Raw genomic sequence first — 23,405 nt, 5'->3', positions numbered from 1 at the left:
GCTGAGCCCAGCGGGTATAAAGGTGACGAGCTGGTGCGCACGGATTGCTCTCGGCAATAGGGTCAGAAAATGCTTGTAAACACCACATCTAGGGTTATGATTAAGTCTTAGCCACTACATGCGGTGATTTGCATGGACATGACGAATATCGAAAAAGAAGCATCCGAGCTGCTGCGCATGCTGTGGCGCGACCGATACCATCTGTGGGGGGATCGGGAAATTACCCCACTTCAGGCGCGTGATCCAAGGAAGGCAGCACTAGCCTACGGCTTTGAGTATCGTGAGTTTCCCGATCTCGGTGATCCCAAGTTCATCCGAGGTGGTTCAGGCCCCAAAATTGCCGGTTTGATTGATCGCCAGGCCAATCGCATTGCCATCTCTCAGGAATTCTCGCCTACGGTAAAGCTCTTCACAGGAGCACATGAAATCGGGCACCTCGTCCTGCATCAGGGTGAAGTCATGCATAGGGATCGGGCTCTAGATGGCCGCCCTGTGAGCGGGCCGCGCAACCGTGAGGAGCGCGAGGCAGATTTTTTCGCTGCCTGTTTCCTGATGCCGGCGAAGCTAGTTGCTGATCGTTTCAGACGCCAATTCCTGTGCGGTGACCGCCTGCACTTTAACGATACGGTCGCCTACCACCTTGATCCCCACAATATCGAGGGATTGCTGTACGCCTCTGCAGACTCCCTGGAGCGGGAGCTCGCACTAGCCCGATGCCAGCGTTTCAATAATCTGAATGTTGTTTCGCTCGCAGCGCAGTTTGGGGTGTCTGACTCGGCCATGGCGTTACGGCTCAAGGAACTGGGCTTGGTTCGGTGGCCGTAGCTCGGAACGTCTTTCCCGATTGCTGGCGAACAGCGCGTCAGGGCTTGGGGATGTCATATAGGAAAACGCACTTTCATTGACGCACCCAACGCCGCGAGCTTGTCATAGCAATCGCTTTTGAGTTTGGAGCGCTCTGTTTCTGGAACAAATGACGAAGCCCGGCTGTGTCCCAGGAGCACGCTCACGAAGGCAAGGAATACCAACATGATGAACAGCCGGTAGAAGTTGATTGGCTTGTTGAAATCCATGGACAAACCATGCAGAACGCTATGCCGGTTCATATCGATTGCCCCTTCGACCTCAGAGGTCTTTTCGTAAAGCCGGGTAGTGAAATACTCTCTGAAGTTATCAACTAAGCAAAGCTGTTCGTCAAAGCCCAGCATGTACTCTTTGAGCCGCATGAACCCTGGCACCTCAACACCTGGGTAAGCCTTTGCCATCAGTATGTCTTCGATTTTCGTCAGGACGTTTATGAATTGATCCTTGCTGGTGATCCCTTCAAATCTGCTGTCGATCTTCGCGCCGATCTCTCGCAATATGCCTTCGGAGGCTAGGATAAGTCCGGAAACCGCAACGGACACATAGCCGAAAAGATACGCGCGGATGCATTCGTCAATATGTTGCATGTAGGGCCTGAATGAATCGATCTCGCTGAATAGCGACTCGAAGTATCTGCCCATGTTGCTGGGCGTGTAGATGACGGCCAGGCAGAAATCCACGGTTAAGCCGCCGGGATTTCTCTCGTTCGCCCTGATCGCGTCGCAAATCAGCATCATGTGGCGGGGCATCAGCAGCGGCGGAACAATCAGATCCTTGCTTGCCAGCAGAGGCGCAAACGGAAATGGGCCATCAGAAGAGGGAGGGGTCTTGCTCTGCGGTATGAAACAGGTGACACCCTCCCTGACAAACCTGTAGCCCAAAATCGAGCTGAAATGACTCAGGGTGTAGGGCGCGGCTCCACAGCTCTCACCGTAATGGGATTTCAAAATGTTCACGACAGCCGCGGGGCCTTTGAGAAAAGCCCCTGTGTGTTCGCACTGGTAGAAAACGGCTTCAATGGATTTTTGCATGGGCATCCCTGTAGTACGTCCATCGGTATTCTTACCACGATGAAGATGCGACTGACATCGCCCGTCAAAAGTAACGTCGCTGGTTGACCAAACCATAGAGACGCTCGGCTCTCGACTGTCTCAGCGGTACCGACGGCAGACTGGTTAGGTAGCCTGAAACCGCATGAGCTGGTCGATACTAGTCGTGTAGCTTCTGCTCATCATCTCGCGCTTCATGGCCCACGCCGCTTCGATCGGCATCCGCCCAGAGTGCAGAGCATTCTTGCCAAACTTCACGTTGATACGATCCAAGACGCGCATCAGCTCGTCCGACCTGGCTGGCTGTGAAGGGGTAAACAGGTCTCCTGTGAACTCGTCACGCTTACGCAGATCCATCAGCAAAATCTCTGCCTTGCTGTATCGATACCCATCACGCCAGATGACCTCCAAACCCTCCATCGCGGCGCGGGTCAGTAGAAGCACGTCATCAGTCGGGTAGGGCGGATAGCACATCACCGAGTTCGCGTACTTCGGCCCGTAGCCAAACGGTGATGTGAGCACAGCAACGCGGAACACGGCAGTCAGTGACGATTGCTTGCGAAGCTTCTGGGTCGCCCGGTGCATGTAGCTAGCCACCGCTTCTCGCATAGCCTCAAGGGACGTCACACGCTCACCAAACATTCGGGACGTGCAGATGGCCTGTCGATCAGGCTCCGCCTCTTGCAGCTCGATGCACGGCTCACCAGTGAGCTCGCGTACCGTGCGCTCGAGCACGACGCCATACCGCTGGCGAATCGTCTTGGGATCGGTGTTCGCAAGCTGCCAAGCTGTCGTGACCCCATCAGCCTCGAGCCTCACCGAGATCCGTCTCCCAACGCCCCAGACCTCTTGCGTCGGCATCCGTTTGAGGAGCCATTCGACCGCATGGTCTGCGCGCAAGTCGACCACGCCGCCGGTGCGTTCTTTGTACAGTTTGCTCGCGTGTTGCGCCGCCTTGGCCAGGGTCTTGGTGTGGCCAATCCCGATGCCCACTGGCATACCCGTCCAGCTCCGGACACGCGCCTGGATCTGCCGCGCGAAATCCCCAAGCGGCTCGGCAATGCCAGTGAGATCCGCAAAGCTCTCATCGATTGAATATACCTCGACCCGCGGGGCCAAGGATTCAATGGTGCGCTGCACGCGTGAGGAGATATCACCGTACAACTCATAGTTGCTGGAGAAAGCGACCACACCTTTTGCTTTCAAAGCATCCCGGATCCTGAAGAACGGATCGCCCATCTTGATTCCGAGCGCCTTTGCCTCGGGTGTTCGGGCAATCACGCAACCGTCATTGTTGCTGAGTACCACGACCGGGACTTGCCGAAGCTCGGGACGGAACAGGCGCTCACACGAGCAGTAAAAGCTGTTGCAGTCCACCAGTGCATAGGTGGGCCGCTTACGGGACATGGACGGTCAGGCTCCAAGTAACCACTCCAAAGACTTCGATTTCCTCGAAGCCCTGGATCGGAGGGTACTTGGGGTTGTCGGAGCTCAGCATCCAGCCACCATTGAGCTGTCGATCCAGACGTTTGACCACGGGTTGATTGTCGATGTAGGCGACGACCACATTCCCAACCTGCGGCGTCCGTGCTCTGTCGATGACGAGCTTGGTACCGTTCAAAATGCCCGCCGGCGACATGCTGTCCCCCTCGGTTTCACCCAGCCAGACGTGCGGGGCTCTGAGGTCTACAAGGTCGTCCAGGGAGATCGGGGCTTCGTAGTGATCGGCCGCTGGGCTGGGAAAGCCGCCCGAGGCTCGGCCCGAAAGAACTTGGAGGAGGGTGGGCAGTTCAGATTCGGTGATTTGGCGTAGGGAAATGAGGTTCATTGGAGTATTTCTTGTTATACTGGATATATATACAGTACATGGAAAAATGGCTATCAGCCAGTTTCGAACGACGGCTGGACGACCTGCCTGAGGGGGCTCGTTTGTGTAAGGGGTGGTCGCGACTCTGAAGTCTGACAGTGCCAAAGACAGGTTCTGCCGGAGCTAACGCGCTGCAATTCTGATATGAACCAATGATTCCGGAGCGGAAAGGCTGCTGAGTCGTGAAGCTGCGCTTGAAATTTCTGCTGCTGTTTTTGAAGTATTCGAGTGGGAGAGCCGGCTCAAACTCTCCTTGTGGATCGGGAACGTGCCCGGCTGTCGTCCATTTGAATGGCAGAAAAATGTGGTAAAGCCGAGATGGAGTACATTTGTACTCCTTTGATTGATGTACAGCGGCCTGCGCCGGCAATACCGCTCGTACCGCCATTCTCACAACGACGCAGCATACTTGCGACGCCTGTTACGCGCTAACAGTGTTGTAGGCCGGTGAAATCCTATTGATTGCCGCCGCTCGACAAATGCTGTGGGGAAGGTATGGTCATATGCCAGTCCACGGTACGTGCTTCCGACGGTTTGGCCTGTGCGAACCCATTAGGTAAATCCATGATTTCAGCTGTTGTCTTTGACGCCTTTGGCACCCTGGTTGACCTCCGAAGCAAGCGCCATCCTTTCAGGCAATTACTTAAGGAAGGGATCGTCGGTGGCCGCCGAGCCAGCCCGGAGGATTTGCGGGTGCTGATGAGCAACCCATGGTCGCTGAAGGATGCTGCGGATCAACTGGGTATCCGCGTATCACTCGCTCGACTGCAAGCGTTGCAAGACGATCTGGATCGCGAAGTCGCATCTATCACTCCGTTCGAGGATGGAATTGAAGCGGTGGCTTTGCTGCGCACAGAGGGCGTGCGAGTGGGGATATGCTCCAACCTTTGCGAGCCTTATGGGGCTGCGGTGCTCCAAGCGTTTCCTGATCTCGATGGGTACGCTTTCAGCTACCAGGTTGGCGCTATGAAGCCGGACGCCTTGATCTATCAGTCCATCTGCAGGGCTCTAGAGGTGAAGCCAGGGCATCTGTTCGGCGCTAAGAGTGAGCAGGTCGCGATGGTGGGCGATTCGCTGAAGTGCGATCAAGATGGGCCCAGGGCAGTAGGGATGCTTGGGTTTCATTTGGGCAGGTCGGGCAGGGGGGGCGTGCGGGATTTGGTTCAATTTGCGCAGTTGGTCATTGAGTCACGGCGTCATCGCCTTCCGTAGCGCCGTGAGTATGCGAGCCTGGTGCGCGCCGTTTGATTCAAGAAGGGGCAATAGGGGGATATCTGTGGTCGACCCCGCGCGTACTTCCAAGACCGAGCGATCAATAATTTCAACAACATTTGGCATGGAGAGCACTATGGAAGGGACTCAGCAGACCTTGCAGGACACATGGAACGGGGAGGACGTGTTGGAGCCTAGTTTCAGCATCATCCGGCGGCCAGTGGAAGCGGGCTTTTGCATTGACTTGTACCTTCAGGTTTTTGACAAAATCTCCTCAGATAAATGGCAGTCATTGCCCGAAGACAGATGGCATCGGCTAGCCACGATCGAGCCGGGTTGGATCACGATGTATCCCATCTACACCAACCCCCATACTCAGCGCTATCGGAGCCCGAAGAACGGAAACGTGGGCTGCATCTTGTACAGCCATCAGCCGACGCGCGATCTTCCAGACACTCCAGAGGACGCCGTGCTCTACATCGACGTCAGCCTCCCTCGAAAACTGTTTGATCCCTGTGAGGAGGGATTGGGGCTGGTTAAACAGCTTACGCCGCTCTGGCGAGGGCTGCGATTCGCTCCCAGCCTGAAAACCCTAGTCATATCGGATGATGGTGACACCTCGATCACAGACGACGTCGTCTTTGTCAGCGAGGCACGGGTGGATGAATGCCGTAGAACATGCATGCGGATCACTCGGGCTCGAAAAAAGAGTGAGACGTCAGCCCAGGTGCATTGGGTGCTGAGCCAAGTGTTTCCGACGCTGATGCCCAATGTGGTCTTTGAAGGCAGCCGTCCAGTGCTGGCGAGCGATACGACCCCTCGCAGAGTCAGTAATCAAGTTGCGCAGGCGGCTGTGCGGGCGCGGCGTCATCAGCTCAGAGAAGTGAAGGTCGGCGCTGAGATGTTGGCGAAGGAAGCGCCTCGCGAACTATTCGAATTGCACGCGGAGATCGAGAGGGTCACCTTGGCCGTAATGATCGAAAAGTTTGAGAGCATGCTGAGCCAGAACCTCAGCGAGGGCCACTGGCAGCATTTTTTCGAGGCCAACCTGTTCATCCTAGCGATGGTGTTCTCGCGCCCTGTTGCGCTTCTGCATACCCAGTTCCATGCCCAAGGCTCCACGATCAATGGGGCTGGCGCTCATATTGGCGATCTGCTTTTCTCACAAGGACGCGAACTGGCCATCGTGGAAATCAAGAAACCTTCCACCCCTTTGATGCAAAGCCGACCGTATCGCAACCAGGATGTCTTCGGCCCGAATTTGCAGCTCAGTGGAGCAATTACGCAGGTGCTATATCAGCAAGGCCTGATGCGCTCCAACTGGCTGTCGCACCTTCGAGATCCAACGATGCGAGACTTGAATCCAGACACAGCGAGGTGCGTTGTCATTGCCGGTACCAAGCCAACAGAGGAAGGCCGCCGACGCAGCTTCGAGATATTCCGCAACGCCTGCAAAGATGTCGAGGTCGTTACCTTTGATGAGCTGCTAGGCAAGCTGCGGATGCTGGCCCAGCACCTGACGCCCGCAGCTCCGGCCGACCTCCCAGATATTTTCTGAAGATATGGCCGGACGCGATCTTGAAAGAAGATGTCCTCGAGGGAGCGCTGCGGCCTATTAAAGATCGGCGAGCAGCTTCTCTAGTTGGCCATGTTCCCACGTGCTCAGTAGCTCGACCGGGTCAGTACCAAATTGCTGCGATGAGTCAAAAGTGTACGCACGACCGTCTGGGCGATAGCAGCTATCGCAGTAATCCAGAGTTTCGCAATCGTTGTAGAACTTGATGACCCAGCCATCGGTTTCAACGGTCATCATGCCGCTGTACATTTCAGTCCATGACTTCTCACCCAAGCGGCGCATGGTGCGAACGCCCAAAGCGATGTCGCGAAGCACCTGATAGGCCTCGCGGGCAGTAAGCGGTTTTGCTGACAATCGAAACGTGCCTTTGTGGGACTGTGTGGGCCCCATGGTATATGAAACTTCGCGCGCGAAGCGTGTCGCACTGCCGTCGATTTGGTAGCCTCGGACTCTATTTGGAGATCTCGAATGACAGTCAACGTACAATCAAAACTGGCTTCCCGCTACGGCGCCGCGGACATCTCGCCTCTCATGCCCTGGAACGAGACGATTGATCAGTTGCTCGATCATCGCAGCGTTCGTGCTTTCACTGATCAGCCACTGCCTGACGGCACCATAGAGACCCTGGTTGCCGCGGCGCAATCAGCTTCGACCTCTTCAAACCTGCAGGTCTGGAGCGTTGTCGCTGTTCAGGACAGCGATCGGAAAGCGCGCCTCTCGGCACTGGCAGGAAACCAGGCCTACATCCGGCAGGCGCCTCTGTTCTTTGTATGGCTCGCCGACCTGTCCAGGGTCACCCGCGTTGCTGAGCAGCAGGGTGTAGAGCTCGAAGCAGTGCCTTACTTGGAAAGCCTGTTGCTCGGTACGATCGACGCGGCCTTGGCTGCTCAGAACGCCGTGGTCGCTCTGGAGTCTCTGGGACTTGGCAGTGTGTACATCGGCGCCATCCGAAACGACATTGAAGGCGTGGCCAAGGAGCTTGGTCTGTCTCCGCAGGTCTATCCGGTTTTCGGTCTCTGCGTAGGTTATCCATCTACCGAGCGACCAGCGCAGGTAAAACCACGGCTGCCTCAAGGCGCAGTGCTTCACCACGAGACCTACTCGGCAGCGGCAGATGTGGAAGCGGTGGCTGAATACGATGAGCGCTTGGGCGCTTTCTACCAGCGTGAGGGCATGAAGGCTTCCGGGTGGTCGGAGCAGGTGGTCAATCGGCTTCGCAGTGTCTCGAACCTGCACGGGCGGGAAGAGCTGGTTGAGGAGCTGAAGCGGATGGGGTTTGGGCTGCGCTGATCGGCTCCGTCCTGCCTTTGAACGTGCACGGCTCACTGTGGATAATGTGATTACTGTAGGTGCTTGAGCGCTCAGGGGGCTAGGGCCGCCGCGGCCCGTTTGCGTGCGGCGGCTCCTTCGAGTTTTAGGCGGGCGAGTGGTCAGCGCTCTCGGGTTTGAAAATCAACTGGGGCCGGTCAGGGCTGCCGACATAAGCACAGATGTTGAACTCAGCGGAATCGTCGTAGGCGCTAGCGCTAGAAGCCCATTGCGTGGCTTCCTCATCAAAACCCGGGCTACAGAACTCGGTGTTGGGCCAGTAGTTGTGCAGATCGCCGTAATCAAGCTGTTTGGCAATAGCTCGCTCATCGGCCCCGATAAGGCACCAAGCGGCAAGCATTCGAGTTTTCCAGTTCGGGGCCGTGAGAATGTGAACCGGGTCATAGCGGTCGAAACCCAAGGCTGCAACCTCGCCATCAAAACCAAATATCGCGCTGATTGAGCGACCTGGATCTGATTCATCTTCCGCGAGCGCGTCTACCCAACACAGTAGATAGCCGAGCGCCTGAAATCTGCTGAGCTTGCGGCTTTCTTTTCTCTCAATCGAATGATCCGCGACTTCATAGTCGCCCTTTCTGGACGTTACGGTGCGAAAACTGAATGTTGTCTGGGCAATCTTGTGCGTCCTTCTTATTATTGTTTTTGTTGTTTTATTCTTATCAGTATATGAAGGGAGTAAGGGCTGTTACTAGCTTTTAATCAGTTGGCCTTTCTATCTAGGCGATGTTTTTTAGAGTCGTGAGTTTGTATATCTCGAACGCTGCCATTGGCAATAGCAAACGATACGCGCTAGATATCAATCAGGTCGAATAGTATATTGGATTAAACGTTTCATCCCCTTTACCCTTCAGGGCATCTTGAGCCTGAAACTTCTGAGGTATCCCATTGAAACCCGCAACCGCAACATTCGGGGAAGCGTTCCTGCTGATGGGATGCTTCGTGACAATGTTCAACTACATTGGTTATCGGCTGTTGGCCGAGCCCTACTACATGAGCCAAGCGTTGGTAGGGTTGCTCTCCGCGGCCTACCTGGCCGGCATCTACAGCTCTGCCAAGGTCGGATCCCTGGCTGATGAATACGGCCGACGCTCGATGTTCATGGTATCGATTCTGGTCATGGCCGCGGGGCTAGGGCTGACCATGGCGTCGCCGGTGGCCATGATTTTACCTGGAATGGTTGTATTCACATTTGGCTTCTTCGGAGCTCACTCAGTTGCAAGTAGCTGGATCGGTCGCCGCACCGTGCGTGCGAAAGGGCAGGCATCGTCTCTGTACCTCTTTTCCTACTACGTCGGATCGAGCGTCGTCGGTAGCCTTGCTGGCTTTGCTTACCACGCAGGCGGGTGGAATGGGGTAGGGGCGTTCATGGGGGCATTCCTTCTGGCGGCGCTGCTCGTCGCATTCAAGTTGAAGAAGCTACCAACCACCGCGACCGACTTGGCTTGATCAGTCCTATCCTCTGACGCATCCTAACGACTCTTTTCAAGGGAAACGCCTGGGTAATGCCTGGGCTCATGGAGCGAATCCAAATGACGGTGTTGGCCTGGGTATCTAGTAGTCACGCCTTTGCGTAGGCCACCCTGCTGGAAAGGCGATTTGGGCATTCGGCCTGCGTACGCAATATGGTATTTATTCAGTGGACTCAGTGCAGGTCACAGTCATTACCAAATGGAGCTGATAGCGGCGTCAAAAAGTGCGGTTTGGTTGTTTTGGTATGACGTGTCCGTCAACGGCTCACCGGTATGTCTTGGCTTGGACACGGTGTATCGTATCGCCACTATTCGGGCGCCCTTTAAGCTGCACGTCGTACTAAGCGCCGGAGGGATCACGCAGCGCCACAGGCCCGATTGGAAGACAACTAGCGAGAAGGGATGCTCATGTATCTGCGTGCTTTAGACGTTAATGGTTTCAAGTGTTTTGGCAAGCCGTTTACCATCGAATTCCACGACGGTCTCAACGTTCTCGTTGGGGAAAACGGCGCGGGCAAAACCGGCGTGATCAGCGCGATACGCCAGCTTTTCAATGACTCCGAGTCGGGTAAGCGGATCATCAGTGAGCGCGATTTTTATAAAGGCTTTGAGGTTGGAGCCGTCCCCGCGGAATCGATCCGGATTCAAGCCACGTTTTCCGATTTGGACAAAGACGATGTCATTGCCTTCGAAGATTGGTGTGGGAATCACGACGAAGCAAAACTGACTTTCACCGCGCTTAATCAGGAGGCGCGCGGCCGGTTCAGACACCATACATACGGTGGCCATGAATACACCAAGACATTAGACACGGAAACGCTCGACTACATTCATTGCGTTTACCTACCGCCGCTACGTGACGCCGAGACCAAACTTCGTGAGGGGCGCCAGTCTCGCCTAGCTCGCCTGTTGAAAGCCCTATGCCGCAAAGATCTTGAAACCGCGAGAAAAGCCGGCGAGCTGCACCCGCTGGAGCAATACGTGGGCGACTTCAACCGTGAGCTCTCCGAAAGCGACAAGTTTGCTATCAAATTGGCCAATCAGAGAATCGGTGAAAATCTGAAGGCAGCTCTGGGGATGCACCTTTCCCAAGGCACAATGATCCAGTTTTCAGAGGTCAGCTTCTCCCGAATCGTGGAAGGCCTGCGGCTCTTGTATTTCCCTAATCTCTCCCAGGCTGACGCTACCCAGTTTCGGTCGTTGGAGGAAAATAGCCTGGGGTACAACAACCTTCTGTACATCGCATCGATCTTGGCAGAGCTCATCCTTGAAGCAGAGGAAGATCGAGGTGAAGAAACCTATCTGCGGTTGTTACTGATTGAGGAGCCGGAGGCTCACCTTCATCCCCAACTCCAGTTACGGCTGCTTCGCCACCTCAAGACAGTTGCTGAAGCACGCGGGATACAGGTGATCATCACTACGCATTCAACGGTGATTTCTGCTGCTGTGTCGGTCGATCACATCATTCATATCTCCAATGACGACAAGCCCGTAGCAGTACCTCTCAGGAACACGGGGCTTCCCGACCAGAGCCGGCGCTTTGTTGATCGCTGGCTGGATGTCACGAAGTCAAATCTGTTGTTCTCCAAGGGCGCAATCTTGGTCGAGGGCATCGCAGAAGCCATCGTGGTGCCGGAGCTGGCTCGGATTGTCCTGCGGCCCTACGGCAAAGGGAGAGACTGCCTGGATGATTATGGCGTGTCGGTGATAAACCTCGGCGGTATTTACTTCAAACACTTCATGCAGCTGTTCTGTGACGTCAATGGCGAGCAGCCGGGGGCTGATGTGCCAGTCAGGTGCGCCGGTCTAACCGACAACGATCCACCGAAGTCTTTGAAGTCTATTGACGATGGGAAAGGCGGAACCAAAGCAATACCCTTTTTACCCCACGCTGATGAGCATCCTGTTGGTAACAACCCAGCATTATCGCTGCAAGGCCCCATTAACCGATCGCAGTTCGGTCGACTGTTCGCAGGCATGTACAAGACATTCGAATACGACATCGCGATGGAGGGCGACAATCTCAGGACGATGATGACGGTTGCGGCTGGACTCTGGCCAGTGCCGGACGGTTCGGTAGTGAAGGGGCTGGAAAAGAACGCGAAACTGGATTTCGCCGCCATGACATCTGCCGAAAGAGCCGATTACGCGGGAGCCTTACTTGATCGGCTCGATTCGGATGAGATCGGCAAAGGGCTCTATGCCCAGTCGTTTGCGGACGCGCTAGAGGTCTTGGAAACTGACTTCGTGGTGCCAGAGTACATCCGGCTGGCGATTCTTTGGGCCTGCGGCCTGGAAGAAAGACCAGCATGATGGTTCGAGCCGCCGCAGAAGTCCTACGCAGGGCCGGCCCATGATGGAGTTCACCCAGGAGCAGTTGGACTACCTCGCCTCACCGCTTGACCAGCATGTTTACCTCAAGGCCTGCCCGGGCAGCGGAAAGACAGAGGTGGTTGCCGCTATGGTGGCCAGAATCGTTCAGGGATGGTCTCGCTCACCCTCAGGCATTGCAGTGCTGACCTTCTCCAACAGCGCGACGGACGAACTCAGAAACAGGATTCATAAGTACTTGGGGGAGCCGATCGGTATGCCCCATATGATCGCTACGTTCGACAGCTTCGTTCTGAACCGGCTGGTGGCGAGCATCTCCAGTGAGATCACTGGATATACGGGCAAGGAGGGTGACTTTCGCATTCGTATTCTAGACAAGACAGCGGACATCTATCGCACGCGAAAGAGTATTTGCGACCGCTGGATCTCCGCGTGCAAATACGACTATGACCTTGGCGCCGCCAGATTCGTATTTTCAACCGGCGAACGCAGTCTCGATAACCAGTTGAATGCTGCAGCCATTGATCAGGAAACCTTCAAAGATCTCATCGCCACCAAAAAACGGCTGTGGAAGGGAGGGTTCGCCACCTTTGGCGACATCGACATGCTCGCCCTGAAGGCATTCAAGGATAAGAAATTCGACGCCTACTATTCACGGATCGCGCGCCGATTTCCTTTGGTCATCGTGGACGAATGCCAGGATCTCTCGGCCGAGCAGCTGCGAATCGTCGAACATCTCACAGAGTTCGGCATCAAGTTCCACTTCATCGGCGATCTGAACCAGTCGATCTATGGCTTTCGCAGGTCGAACCCCGATAAGGTCACCGAGCTAATGGGCAAGCTCAAGTTCGAACCCTATGAGCTTAAGACGAATTGGCGGAGCGGACAGGACATAGTCGATCTATGCACCAAAATCCTCGGCGGCGAACGGATCAGCGGCAACCCAGATATTGCGTCCGAACGACCGCGGATTCTCGAATACAAGGCCTGCCCCTCTGAGCTGTTGCCTACGATCCGCGCCATGACACAGGCGTACACCAACGTGGTACTGGTGGCGCGCGGTCATACCACCCTGCAGCGCTTACGTAATGGTGAGACCTTTGAAGGCATCGAGCTGCTGGCAGTCGCGTGCATCGGCGCCAGTACAGGCAACCTCAAGGACATCAAGGATAGCCTGAGGACGTTTGCAAAGTGGCTGGCGAACAAACTTGAGCTGGAGGTCACCAAGGTCGGCCCGTATTGCCCGATTGTCATGGAGTCCAGGCTTGCCTGGCGGAAGTTCATCCATGAGAGTCTGAAGTTCATGGTCGCCAATGGTGCTGGAAACTCCGATCAGACCTGGTCGGCCTGGGTGCGCACCGCGAAGCTGGCGATCCGACAACTCCCGGATCAGCCCTTTGTACCTATGGAGCTGCGGGATGTGCTGGACGGCCTGAGAGGCTTGAATCTTGTGGCTCGCAAAGGGCAGGGTGGCAAGCCCGTAACCGTGCGAGTAGTAAGCCAAGAGGTGTTGGAAGGGCTACCAGACACATTGCGCTACGAAACGATTCACCAAGTGAAGGGCGAAACTCATGATGTCACTGTAGTGGTTTCTTCCCAACAGCCCGGAGTGCATCAGTCTCATTGGCAAGACTGGCTGCGGGATCGCGGATCAGAAGCAGCGCGGTTTGCCTATGTAGCGAGTTCCAGGCCACAGCACATGTTGATTTGGGCAGTGAAAACGCTCAAAGCCGAGGATCGACCTGTGCTGGCGCAGTTGGGGTTCGAGGTGCCGTAACCAGCTTTGGAACGCCCTGTCTGATCTAGCGCCTCTCCAAGCCAAGGTTCAGCAGGAAGAAATAGGGCTACTCGCTCACAGAGGCGCGATCCACTCCGAAAGGGTAGCCGATGGTGACTTGGCCTTGCGCCGGCGTATAGACAAGCGTCTTTTGAACAGACAAGGAGCCCGTAATGAGCCAGCTCGTGTGTACCCATTGTCTCACCGAAGCCTATTTGCGCGATCAGGCCGCGGATAATGATGTCAGTGAATGCGACTACTGTGACCGAGAGCTTCCAGTCATGGACATGGACGAACTCGTGGATATGTGTGAGACGGCAATCCACGCTTGCTTTCGTCCAATCCAGCAACCGAGCTCAGTAATACACCACGGTTATCCTCCCGTCGGTGAAAGTCTGTATTTCGTCCTGGAGCGTATGCTGGGTGCTGGTCAGAGCCTGCTGTCTGATGTTCATGATCGGTTGCTTGAAGCCTGGAGCGGCCTGGACGATGACGACGATCCCTATTTTATTGAAGAGACTGAGGCGTCGTCAGAGCTGACGGTTGGCTGGCGGAAAATGGAGCACAGCCTGCAATTTGAATCTCGGCTGGCGAACCCTTTAGTGGGGTCGATCCTGTCCATGGTTTTCGATGGCATTGAAGATTTGCGTTCAAAGGACGATCGATCAGCCATTGTCATCGCCGGCGTTGGCCAACCGATCTCATCATTCCAGCGGGGGCGGGTGTTCCAAGACGAAGACACAATGGCAGCAGCGCTGAAGCACCCTGAAAAGCATCTGGGGCCCCTGCCCAGGGGTAAGGGCTCCCCGGGGCGAATGAATGCCAAAGGCATCTCGGTTTTTTACGGTGCAACAGACGACCATACCGCAATTGCGGAGGTTCGCCCTCCCGTAGGTAGCACGGTGGTGACCGCACGGTTCGACGTTATCAGGCCTCTGCGACTTCTCAACCTGAACGACCTGAACGCCATGCGTCCGCATCGTGACCTGAGCTACTTCAATCCCGTTCGCAGGAGCCTTGCCGAACGCTGCGCCTTCCTCAAAGCCTTACAAAGCCAACTGACCATGCCGGTCATGCCTGACTCAGCGGAAAGCGGTTATCTAATCACGCAGGCGATTGCCGATTTTCTGGCTACACACCAAGGTCTCAACCTCGACGGGATCTTGTTCCCGTCTGCACAGGTGCCGAAGGATGCCTCACCGGGCCAGAACGTGATTCTTTTTCACAAGGCAAGCGGGGTTGAAAGGTTAGAGGACACACAGGAGGCGGAGTACGTGAGCCTGTGGGAGTCGGATGAGGATCGGTGGGTGTACTACCCTGAATTCTGGGAAGCCGGGCCGAGAAGCAGAGATGAACGCTCCCAGTATGTGCCACTCGTACCACATCCCGAGCCAAGCCTGCGTCTAGCCAGAGATTGCATCGTGATTCACCAGATCCAGGGTGTTCGATTTAGCAGCGCGGTTGATCCCGTTCGCTATGTTCCTTGGTCGAAAGACAGGAAATTTACAGGATTCAGGTAGACCCTCTTCCATGCAAAGGTTCTCAGCTGCCCGGCACTTCCCGCATGAGAAGCACTTAAGCTACCGTTCATCGGCAAACCCCACATCTAGGGGTTTTGGCATACTGGCATCACTACATATTGGGTTAATTTATGTCTGAGAGCCTAAATCTGGTGTTTTGCCATGAACGAATCCTATATCGAGAAAGCAGCGACTGATCTGCTCATGCAAATCTACCGAGATCGCCGCTACCTCTGGCCAGATCAAGATACCCAGCCAATGATGATGCGCAGCCCTCAAATCGCTGCTTTGGTCTGTGGCTATGATTACCATGTCTATCCCACGCTGGGGGATACCAAGTTCAACCGGCATAACACCGGTACCCGAATCGCGGGCTTGATTGATCGTCAGGCTAACAAGATTGCCGTTGCGACCGAGTTTGGTGACAAAGTCCAGCTCTTCACTGGCGCCCATGAAATAGGCCATCTCGTACTGCACGAAGACACCGTCATGCATCGCGACCGCGCGTTCGACGGCGGCCCATTGCAAGCGCCTCGGCCTCTCGCTGAGAGGCAAGCCGACCGCTTCGCAGCGTGCTTCCTGATGCCTCAAAAGCTGTTGAGAGAACGGTTCGAATTCATGTTCTGCTGCAAAGGACAATTGCGCTTCAGCGACGTGATCGCCTTTCACCTCGACCCTAATCACCCGGATCGCCTGCTCTATGCCTCAAAGGACTCAGATGAGCGCGAGCTAGCGCTGGCGCGGTGCACCCAATTCAACAATCGGAACCTGGTGTCATTGGCCCAGCAGTTCGGGGTTTCGGATTCAGCCATGGCTATTCGAATCAAAGAGCTAGACTTGGTGCGCTGGCCCTAAAGCGGCCTATTGCAAACACCTAAGCTAGGATGAAGCTGTGTGGGGGGTTATTTGTGAAGGTTTTTATCAGCTCCGTTGTACGTGGCTTCGAGGCATATCGAGCCTCTGCCCGAAAAGCCGTAGGTCTGCTCCAGCATCAGACCATCATGTGCGAGGATTTCGGTGCTCGACCCGACTCTTCAGAAGTCGCATGCATGACCGAGGTCGACCAGGCTGACGTGGTCATTGTGATTCTGGGGGCCGATTTTGGCTTCAAAACTCCAAGCGGGGAGTCGGTGACCCAGCAGGAATTTCGTCGTGCGAGGGCGGTGGGAAGAGGGTGCTTGCCTTCCTTCAGGACGTTCCAGTCGAGGGGCCGCAGGAAGCGTTCAGATGGGAGGTATCGAACTATGTCGATGGGCTGTTCCGGGCGACCTTTTGCAACCAACACGAGCTGTCAGACGCCATCGTTCAGGCGCTGCATCAGCTCAACGTGACGCGTGCCGCGATTTCAGAGCACGAGTTTGTTGAGCGCCTTCAGCAGCGCCAAGGTCATGGCCAGAGGCACTGGAATAATTGGAGTCGAGATACCCGCATCGAGATAGCCTTCCTGCCTCAGCCAGAACTTTCCGGTACTCTGCGCCAGGTGCATTCCGAACACGAAACGTTCTTCCTCAAACTCTGCCAGGCGGGCTTGAGCTCAGTGAAGGACGGGTACAAGGATTTCGATCAGGGCGATTTAACCGGCATAGATGCGGGCACTGTGGCATGGCGTCACCATGATTCCGGAATGGCCTGGTTCACGGCTGCCCTCACTGCCCCCACATCCAACCATGACCCTTTTGCCGGCCATTACATTTCTCCTAGCCGAGTGCGAAAACTGGCCGAGGCTGCATTCGGACTGATCACGCATGGCCGAGGAGGGTGGTTCCAGCTTTCCCTGACTGACATCTCCTACAAGCTTTTCCAAGAGCCGCCGACCGTCGTATCGAGCAGTCTCTCGATGCCGCATCGACAAGAGGAACACATTGTTGAACGGCAGTTGCTCATCCCAGCGTCACAAGCGGCCTATAACCGCTGGCTTGATGACGTGTTTTTCAGGATGGGACGCAATCTCGCTGGCTGACCGCTGAATGACCTCTTCAATATTCAGTTAAGTCATGGATTCGATACCCTCAGCGGCCTGCAGCAAAGCAAAGCGAACTGGAGCCTTCGTGGGTGCAGTCTGGTGCCCAGCAGCTGTACCAGCAGCACGATGCCCAATGCACGAAAAAACCTCTACGAGGTTCGGCCGTCGGCATGTTTAACTCTGGGGCGCACTAGCGTAGGGGATAAACAAGGCGGCATATGTCAAAGTCGATCATGATTTCGTATCTCAGCACTTCTCTGGACGGTGGTACCAGCGAAAAACGCCTGACCAAATGGCGTCCCAACCCCGGGGTCGCAACGGCCAGCGAACCGCCGATTGATCGATTGATTCTTCTCTACGAAAAACGTGACGAAGCCTTGGCGACCTTGGTTGAGGAAGATGCCAAGCGCATGCGAAGTGATTTTGACGTTCAATTGATAGAGATGCCACTGAGCCCTCCAAGCCTGAACGCGACGTACATGACCTTGCTCCGATTTGCTAACGATTTCCAGTTCGACCGTGCTCACCGTTACTACCTCAACATTACGACCTGCACGCCGATCCAGCTGATGTGCTTCTGTACCCTTGCCGCCACCGACCGCTGGCCCGTGAGGCTTGTTGAGTGCCTCGATGCGAAGACAGATGATCTCGCCTCAAAGGTGGAGCTCATCGATCCGGATCTCTCGAGATACGATGCCATCCTCAATCAATATCCCCTCGGCAACGCTGCTGGTATCGAAGTACTCAAGGGCAATATTGTCACGCACAACAACGCCTATAACGAGATGGTCGTCAACATTCAAGCCACTGTGTTGCGGTCGCGCAGTCCAATCTTGCTTACGGGCCCTTCGGGCTCCGGAAAAACAGCCATGGCGCGTCGGGTACATCAGGTTAGGGCGAGAAGTAACCTGGTAGTCGAGCGTTTTGTTGAAGTGAACTGCATTGCTCTGAAGGATATCTCGGCAATGTCTGCGCTGTTCGGTCACAAGGACGGAGCTCTGATAGGCTTCACAGGCTCGGCAAAGGGCGAGCTACGATTTGCACACGAGGGGATCTTGTTCCTCGACAACATCGATGAGCTCGGGCTGTCCGAGCAGGCGGTGCTCCTCCAAGTGATGGAGGACAAGCTGGTCACGCCGCTGGGCTCTAGGGCTCCCGTCAAATGCGATTTTCAGTTGATTGCAGCCTCCAACAAGAATCTTCATGAGTTGGTCAAAAAGGGCCAGTTCAGAATAGACCTGCTGGCCCGTCTTTCAACTTGGGAGTTTCGGATGCCGTCGCTGCGTGATCGCCCTGAAGACATTGAGTCGAACCTCGCACATGAGATCCGGAAGTCGACAAACCAGTTGCCGGATGACCAGCGGTTTTCAGCGAAAGCGCTCAAACAGTACCTGGCATTCGCGACGTCAGATGAAGCTCTGTGGACGGCAAATTTCCGAGATTTGTCGGCTTCTGTCGAACGCATGATTACGCGCTCTGTTGACGGAGTAATCTCCGAAGTTATCGTTGATACAGAGATCCACACGCTGAGGGCCAAATGGCGGGCGCCTGGAGCAAGCGGTCACCTTGAAGCTGAACGGACGACTTCCTCGAGCTCTGACAAGTCAGCCACGGTTGATTACGTCAGCATTGTCCTCCCGGCTCATGAACTGAATCTGTTCGAGCAGAACCAGTTAAACTACGTCATCGGTATGGCTTTGACCTCAAATAGCTACGCAGATCTTTCCAGACGCATTTATGGAGAAGATGCTGGCACTAACCCAGCGCAGAAATCCCGCTCCTATCTTATTGGATATGGACTGAACTTGGAGATGATCAAGGCGACAGTCAAGGCATTGGGCGACCGAGCAATTGAGCGAGGGGACGAGAACTTTTAATCAGGAGGCAATCGAGCAGGGTCGATGCGGGGAGGAATCAGTGGAGCAGGGGTATCGTACGCTTCATTATGACGCTAATACTTCATGCGATTTAATCTAGCCTTTTACTCGATCACTCGCACTTCGTATAGCCATAACATTACCAACAATACAGTACGTGGTACCAACGTACCCAGCCTGGGTCACCAAGATGATGCTGGCCATCTCTTTTTGGCCGCAGAGCCACATTGTTTTAGCCAGTTTTGAGGTGCTTTCATCTAAATCAAAGACGAAGCTGACTTCCATACGCCTGAACCTACTTGTGCTTCGAATCAGGTGCCGATCGGTGTTCACGGATGGGGATTCTTCAAAAATATGCTCTCCCTGAAAGCAGATCAGATTCCCTTTTTTAACTGTTCCAACCACCGAAGACTGTCGATCTGTAGAATAGATACTCCTCAAATATTGTGTTCCCAAGAGTTCGAACAAGACCTCAAACATATAAGCGTACAGGGCCAAGCCGCCAGTGCCTTGGTAGAGGGAGGGTGCATTGGGCGCTTGAACCGGGATTCCTTCTTCGTTACACAAGCCATGCTTGAATACCGAATGGAAGCTTGGGAGTTGACTCAACTGAGCTTTAGCTTTAACAATTTCACAAAGCTCCAACAGGTTGAAGTACCACCAGTTAACTTCACCGGGCCTGCTGGCACTTTGCCTGACTGAAACCAAGTCCGGCTCTTCGTAATAGTGTTCCCAAGTTTTCTTGGCAGAGACCAGCCGGTCGATGGTCGGAGGAATTCCAATGGAACGAGTTCTTTGAGCCTCGCTGAGTGCCTCGATGTGATGATACTGACATAGGATCGCTATGTTTTGCGCTGAGTGGCTGCCGCCGGCGTCCAGCGGGACAATAGTGTGAGCTACGATGATTTGATTGTGCAGTCGACAGATACAGCACATTGCGCGGTTAGCTTCGAGCACCTCACTCAGCGTGTCTACTGGTATGGCTGGAGGATCACACAGCTGAAGGGATTGCCTGATTTCAGCGCTGATCCCTAGCTGCATCAGATCCCAGTCACTTTGCTTGCGCAGCTTTGGGATCGTCCATTCAGCGGCTTGAAGGGTTTCAGCCAGCGTTGAATCCATCCCCAGCGCGAACAGCTCGAGTACAGCGCGGGTTCTTCGCATGGCTTCATCACGGGAGTCGGTGAGTTTGGATCAGTATGCACCACCAACATAGGCTGAACACAAGCCATTTGCTGCGTATTACTGCGCATTAAGTGGTGAATCATGCTGCAATCTGACAGTAATCAGTCGAAATGAGAGCAGGAAATAGATTCGTATCAGTAAAGATTAGAAATGGAAGGAGAAAACCGCGAATCTTGCCAGCAAAGACTCGAAATGGAAGGAGACGCTCGAAATCATGTCGGTAAAGAGTCGAAATGGATCAGGAAACGGTAGTCGCTTGGCTAAAGCTATGATTTATAGGATTTTGTTAGGATTGGCCAGTAAAGAGTCGAAATGGAGGGAGACGCAAGGAAGTGCGTCAGTAAAGATTAGAAATGGGTCAGATGGCTTGATTTCAACCGATCACTTCACGTTTTATGTGCATCTTTACTTCCGAGCACTAGCGTTGCAGTTGAGCCTAGGTAATTTCCTGTGTAACGCAACACACACGAACATGCTCGCCTTACGCATAATGTATATTATGTTAAATCCTGTACCAGGTTAGAAAGCCGCGGATTCGACTGTCCATTTCCATTTACCCCTGGTCGCTTTTCCACAAAACCCCGTTTGCTGAAAAATCAGCGCTGTTGGCGCTCCATCCTCACACCCGCCCTTAGGTCGCCCTGTCACGGAATCTCCGTTTCCGTATCTGAAGCTTTGGTGACTGGCTAGCACCCAGTACGTCTGCTAAACGTAAATGCACCACGCAAAGATTCTAGCGCGGGTTCACCAATGACGCGGCCATTCATCCCATTCCTAATCTTTCCTCCCTACAGTCATTGGCGGCCTATTTGCATCCAGGGGCTAGAAAAGATGCTCAAGTATTGATAGCGGCAAATGTGGACTAGCAGATACATCGCCGATACCGGCCTCTTTCGGCTTACGGCAGAAATTATTTACCTTGCACCACTCGAACATGTGCATGGCTGATGGCTTTGTAGACACGAATCAATCTTAAAAGCGGCCACCAGTCATATAGAAAAATCTGCAGCGGTCGCCACATTGCCACCCAGCCAACGATCATCAGGCTTTCGCGCGCTGTGCCGACTACAGCGCCAGTGCCCAGTTGGCCAATGACATCGACTGCAATCAGGCAAAGGGTAACAAAGGCGATGCCGATCACCAGGCTGATGCGGCCATCTCGAAGGAGGTGTTTTAACTCACTGCGCGTGAGGCCTGCCTTATGATCAAAGTAATTGTGGATTGCCTCGATCATGATCGCACTTGGATCGCCCTCTGCTGGTAGGTGCTCAAGGTGGATTGTGATACGAAGCCGGCTGTCCGACGAAAATTCCGCCGCCCAAGTCTCAATGAACGCTTCAGCTTCGCGATCGAGATCCTTGTTAAGAAAAGGTGTCGGATCCATCGAGTTAAACAACTGCCCAAGCTCGCGTACTCGAAGTTGAAGGTGATGCTCTGGTTTTTTTCTCATGGCACTTACCGATTGTTATGCATTGGCAGTTTCGAGTTGCGCGACTCGCTTTCGCTGCGCCTCAGTCCTTACGCAGCGCGCTGATCGCCGCCGGCATCACCGTCAAACCCAAGCTCCCATTTAAACAGCCTGCCGATGAACCGCCGGTGAGGATGGCCAGCATCCAAGAAAGCTGAGTTTAGTTTTGCCGAAATAAACCGACTCGGGGAGATTGCACTCTCGGAATCATGACCGCAGCAATACCTGCTTGCCGAGCAACAGCCTTGCTGCCCAACCGCACCCAAAAACCCACTTACCTGATTGAGGTCAACTCTGCGACTGCCTGGGTGTCTACACTGAAACAAATAGGGTCTAACAGGCCCGTGGAGCACGTCATGTATTGGTTCCGTCATCACTACCGCGATCTTTTGCGACTCACCCTAGGGGTGTGGGTGTTGGCTGTGATCGTGACGGTATTTCACGGCTGCCTGGTGCAGCCGCAGCACAGCCTGAGTGCAACGCACGAGACTCCTTCCACGCTGCAACAGGTGGATGAACATGCGCTGCATGCCAGCGGCTGCCTTAAGCATTGTGCCGATGCAGCAAAGGCGATCAGTCCCACATCGCAGATCCCGACAGTGGATCTCGCCACTTTAGCGCTTGCCTTGCTGTTACCTGCGATGCTGCTGCTTAACCCCGCTCAAACAATAACCTTTGCTGCACTCGCACTGAAGCGCCCCGCTCCACCGGGGCCGCCAGCCCGCCTTATATTCGTCCGCTTCAACGATTAATTCGCCTTTCAGGGCGGTCACACCGTGGCCGCTCTGCGTCATTGCGCCGATTCGGCGCGGTTTAGTAGTCCCTGCTTATCTCTAAATACCCGGAGTTCTCCATGCAAACACAATTGAAACTGGTTCTTGCCGCCATTTTGGCCAGCAGCGTCTTCATGGCTTCTGCCGAAGATGAGCATCACCCTGTCGACGCACCTGCCAGCGCAACGGCTGCCAGCGCACCGTCCGAGTCGGCGATGAATAAAGCGATGAGCGAGCAAATGCAGAAAATGCAGGCCGCTCATGACAAAGCCGCCGCCGCGAAGACACCAGCCGAACGGCAAGCAGCCATGCAAGAGGGCATGAAAACGATGAAGGACAGCTTGGCCATGATGAGTAAGCAGCAAGGTGCTGCTGGTTGTACGGGCGTGGAGATGGGCTCAGGCATGGGAATGTCTGGCTCCAAGGACGGTATGGGTATGGGTATGGGTAAAGGAATGATGGAGATGATGATGAAAATGATGGATCAGCAGTCGTCGATGATGGATATGCCAATGAAGAAGTGACGACCGCTATCCACCGAGGATTGCGGCGCTGGCAATGCAACGGCGGTGTCGCCATGGCCTGCATGGCTAGAGCGACACCGCCGTACTACTCGATAGCACTCCCTTAGGAGTACAAAATCACGATGGCCTGCGCCAGGCTTCCATTGATTGAGTGATAACGACCGCTTGACCTTGCCATGGCAGCAAGGTTGAAGATAAGCCAACGTCGCAGAAAAGCCGAATGCCTCAGCCTTCGCATGATGCATTTTGTTATGAGGAGTCACCGATGAAAACCGTTGAACTGCAAGTCCAGGGCATGAGCTGTGGCTCATGTGTCAAACACGTCACCGAAGCGCTGCGCCCACTTGAAGGCGTCAGTGACATAGCAGTGGATCTACAAGCTGGACGGGTGAAGGTCAGCGGCGATTCGGACAGCCATGCGCTGCTTACAGCCCTGCAGGAGGCTGGCTATCCAGCACAGTTGGCGACAATGGAAAGCGTACCGAGTAAGAAAGCCTCGGGTTGTGGCGGGAACGGCGGCGGTTGCTGCTGTCGGTAAGCGATATTGTTAAACGGCAATTGATGACTACGTCAGGGCTAACCTGACACGGCCTATCACAACAAGACAACTCTATCGATGCT

At 54.6% G+C, this 23,405-nt stretch carries 20 protein-coding genes and 2 pseudogenes; 15 read left to right on the top strand and 7 right to left on the bottom strand.

Annotated elements, in window-relative coordinates; genetic code table 11:
- The first annotated feature begins 132 nt into the window (after positions 1-132).
- Entirely contained in the window at positions 133-825 is a 693-nt protein-coding gene (locus C8K66_RS01825; RefSeq protein WP_003426826.1) for an ImmA/IrrE family metallo-endopeptidase, read from the top strand.
- A gap of 53 nt (positions 826-878) precedes the next feature.
- Here C8K66_RS01825 and C8K66_RS01820 read toward each other — a convergent pair whose 3' ends face one another.
- The 3 genes from C8K66_RS01820 to C8K66_RS01810 all read right to left on the bottom strand — a co-directional run bounded on the left by C8K66_RS01820 (position 879) and on the right by C8K66_RS01810 (position 3,741).
- The gene (locus tag C8K66_RS01820) at positions 879-1,895 is read right to left on the bottom strand and encodes a hypothetical protein (protein ID WP_108524264.1); all 1,017 of its coding nucleotides are present in this window, start codon (positions 1,893-1,895) and stop codon (positions 879-881) included.
- Between the two features lie 144 nt (positions 1,896-2,039).
- Positions 2,040-3,320, bottom strand: a complete 1,281-nt coding sequence (locus C8K66_RS01815) for a Y-family DNA polymerase (protein ID WP_057423124.1) — start codon at positions 3,318-3,320, stop codon at positions 2,040-2,042.
- On the bottom strand, positions 3,310-3,741 hold the full coding sequence (locus C8K66_RS01810; protein WP_108524118.1) for a LexA family transcriptional regulator: 432 nt from the start codon (positions 3,739-3,741) through the stop codon (positions 3,310-3,312). The genes C8K66_RS01815 and C8K66_RS01810 overlap by 11 nt, the downstream gene beginning before the upstream one ends.
- A gap of 603 nt (positions 3,742-4,344) precedes the next feature.
- Between C8K66_RS01810 and C8K66_RS01805 the strand changes: the two genes are divergently transcribed.
- Both C8K66_RS01805 and C8K66_RS01800 read left to right on the top strand, forming a co-directional pair.
- Positions 4,345-4,992 (top strand): HAD family hydrolase, encoded by a 648-nt coding sequence (locus C8K66_RS01805; RefSeq protein ID WP_057423165.1) that lies wholly within the window; start codon positions 4,345-4,347, stop codon positions 4,990-4,992.
- Between the two features lie 136 nt (positions 4,993-5,128).
- On the top strand, positions 5,129-6,550 hold the full coding sequence (locus tag C8K66_RS01800; RefSeq protein WP_108524117.1) for a Shedu immune nuclease family protein: 1,422 nt from the start codon (positions 5,129-5,131) through the stop codon (positions 6,548-6,550).
- Between the two features lie 57 nt (positions 6,551-6,607).
- On the opposite strand, the gene C8K66_RS01795 is transcribed toward C8K66_RS01800, so the two are convergent.
- Positions 6,608-6,922 (bottom strand): hypothetical protein, encoded by a 315-nt coding sequence (locus C8K66_RS01795; RefSeq protein WP_024690631.1) that lies wholly within the window; start codon positions 6,920-6,922, stop codon positions 6,608-6,610.
- Between the two features lie 114 nt (positions 6,923-7,036).
- Between C8K66_RS01795 and C8K66_RS01790 the strand changes: the two genes are divergently transcribed.
- Entirely contained in the window at positions 7,037-7,858 is an 822-nt protein-coding gene (locus C8K66_RS01790; RefSeq protein WP_057423121.1) for an NADPH-dependent oxidoreductase, read from the top strand.
- 124 nt (positions 7,859-7,982) lie between these two features.
- Here the strand turns inward: C8K66_RS01790 and C8K66_RS31500 are convergent, their stop codons facing one another.
- Entirely contained in the window at positions 7,983-8,513 is a 531-nt protein-coding gene (locus C8K66_RS31500; RefSeq protein WP_108524116.1) for a hypothetical protein, read from the bottom strand.
- Positions 8,514-8,803: 290 nt separating this feature from the next.
- Between C8K66_RS31500 and C8K66_RS01780 the strand changes: the two are divergent.
- The 8 genes and pseudogenes from C8K66_RS01780 to C8K66_RS01750 form a co-directional block, all read left to right on the top strand.
- Positions 8,804-9,343, top strand: a pseudogene (locus C8K66_RS01780) (MFS transporter); the annotation flags it as partial.
- A 431-nt stretch (positions 9,344-9,774) separates the two neighbouring features.
- Positions 9,775-11,679, top strand: coding sequence for an ATP-dependent endonuclease (locus C8K66_RS01775; protein WP_108524263.1), 1,905 nt, complete (start codon positions 9,775-9,777; stop codon positions 11,677-11,679).
- A gap of 43 nt (positions 11,680-11,722) precedes the next feature.
- Positions 11,723-13,474 (top strand): ATP-dependent helicase, encoded by a 1,752-nt coding sequence (locus C8K66_RS01770; protein WP_108524262.1) that lies wholly within the window; start codon positions 11,723-11,725, stop codon positions 13,472-13,474.
- A 173-nt stretch (positions 13,475-13,647) separates the two neighbouring features.
- Positions 13,648-14,994 carry an RES family NAD+ phosphorylase gene (locus C8K66_RS01765; RefSeq protein ID WP_108524115.1) on the top strand — a complete coding sequence of 449 codons (1,347 nt, stop codon included), beginning with the start codon at positions 13,648-13,650 and terminating at the stop codon, positions 14,992-14,994.
- Between the two features lie 162 nt (positions 14,995-15,156).
- The gene (locus tag C8K66_RS01760) at positions 15,157-15,849 is read left to right on the top strand and encodes an ImmA/IrrE family metallo-endopeptidase (RefSeq protein WP_024690638.1); all 693 of its coding nucleotides are present in this window, start codon (positions 15,157-15,159) and stop codon (positions 15,847-15,849) included.
- Positions 15,850-15,878: 29 nt separating this feature from the next.
- Positions 15,879-16,091 (top strand): annotated as a pseudogene (locus C8K66_RS31135) (DUF4062 domain-containing protein); the annotation flags it as partial.
- A 77-nt stretch (positions 16,092-16,168) separates the two neighbouring features.
- Positions 16,169-16,954 carry a DUF4062 domain-containing protein gene (locus C8K66_RS01755; protein ID WP_256590900.1) on the top strand — a complete coding sequence of 262 codons (786 nt, stop codon included), beginning with the start codon at positions 16,169-16,171 and terminating at the stop codon, positions 16,952-16,954.
- Positions 16,955-17,175: 221 nt separating this feature from the next.
- Positions 17,176-18,834 carry an RNA repair transcriptional activator RtcR family protein gene (locus C8K66_RS01750; protein WP_108524114.1) on the top strand — a complete coding sequence of 553 codons (1,659 nt, stop codon included), beginning with the start codon at positions 17,176-17,178 and terminating at the stop codon, positions 18,832-18,834.
- A 96-nt stretch (positions 18,835-18,930) separates the two neighbouring features.
- On the opposite strand, the gene C8K66_RS01745 is transcribed toward C8K66_RS01750, so the two are convergent.
- Both C8K66_RS01745 and C8K66_RS01740 read right to left on the bottom strand, forming a co-directional pair.
- Positions 18,931-19,998 (bottom strand): HNH endonuclease, encoded by a 1,068-nt coding sequence (locus C8K66_RS01745; RefSeq protein ID WP_108524113.1) that lies wholly within the window; start codon positions 19,996-19,998, stop codon positions 18,931-18,933.
- 931 nt (positions 19,999-20,929) lie between these two features.
- Entirely contained in the window at positions 20,930-21,469 is a 540-nt protein-coding gene (locus tag C8K66_RS01740; protein WP_046383463.1) for a hypothetical protein, read from the bottom strand.
- 374 nt (positions 21,470-21,843) lie between these two features.
- Here C8K66_RS01740 and C8K66_RS01735 point away from each other — a divergent pair, with 374 nt between their 5' ends.
- The 3 genes from C8K66_RS01735 to C8K66_RS01725 all read left to right on the top strand — a co-directional run bounded on the left by C8K66_RS01735 (position 21,844) and on the right by C8K66_RS01725 (position 23,322).
- Positions 21,844-22,239, top strand: a complete 396-nt coding sequence (locus C8K66_RS01735; protein WP_108524112.1) for a hypothetical protein — start codon at positions 21,844-21,846, stop codon at positions 22,237-22,239.
- 101 nt (positions 22,240-22,340) lie between these two features.
- Positions 22,341-22,784, top strand: a complete 444-nt coding sequence (locus C8K66_RS01730; RefSeq protein WP_108524111.1) for a hypothetical protein — start codon at positions 22,341-22,343, stop codon at positions 22,782-22,784.
- Between the two features lie 265 nt (positions 22,785-23,049).
- Positions 23,050-23,322 (top strand): heavy-metal-associated domain-containing protein, encoded by a 273-nt coding sequence (locus tag C8K66_RS01725; RefSeq protein WP_046383460.1) that lies wholly within the window; start codon positions 23,050-23,052, stop codon positions 23,320-23,322.
- Positions 23,323-23,405: the final 83 nt, after the last annotated feature.

The organism is Pseudomonas sp. GV105 (genome assembly GCF_003058185.1).
GTDB classification, from domain to species: domain Bacteria; phylum Pseudomonadota; class Gammaproteobacteria; order Pseudomonadales; family Pseudomonadaceae; genus Aquipseudomonas; species Aquipseudomonas veronii.
The sequence above is the reverse complement of the archived record's forward strand: the minus strand, read 5'-3'. Positions and strand labels throughout refer to the sequence as shown.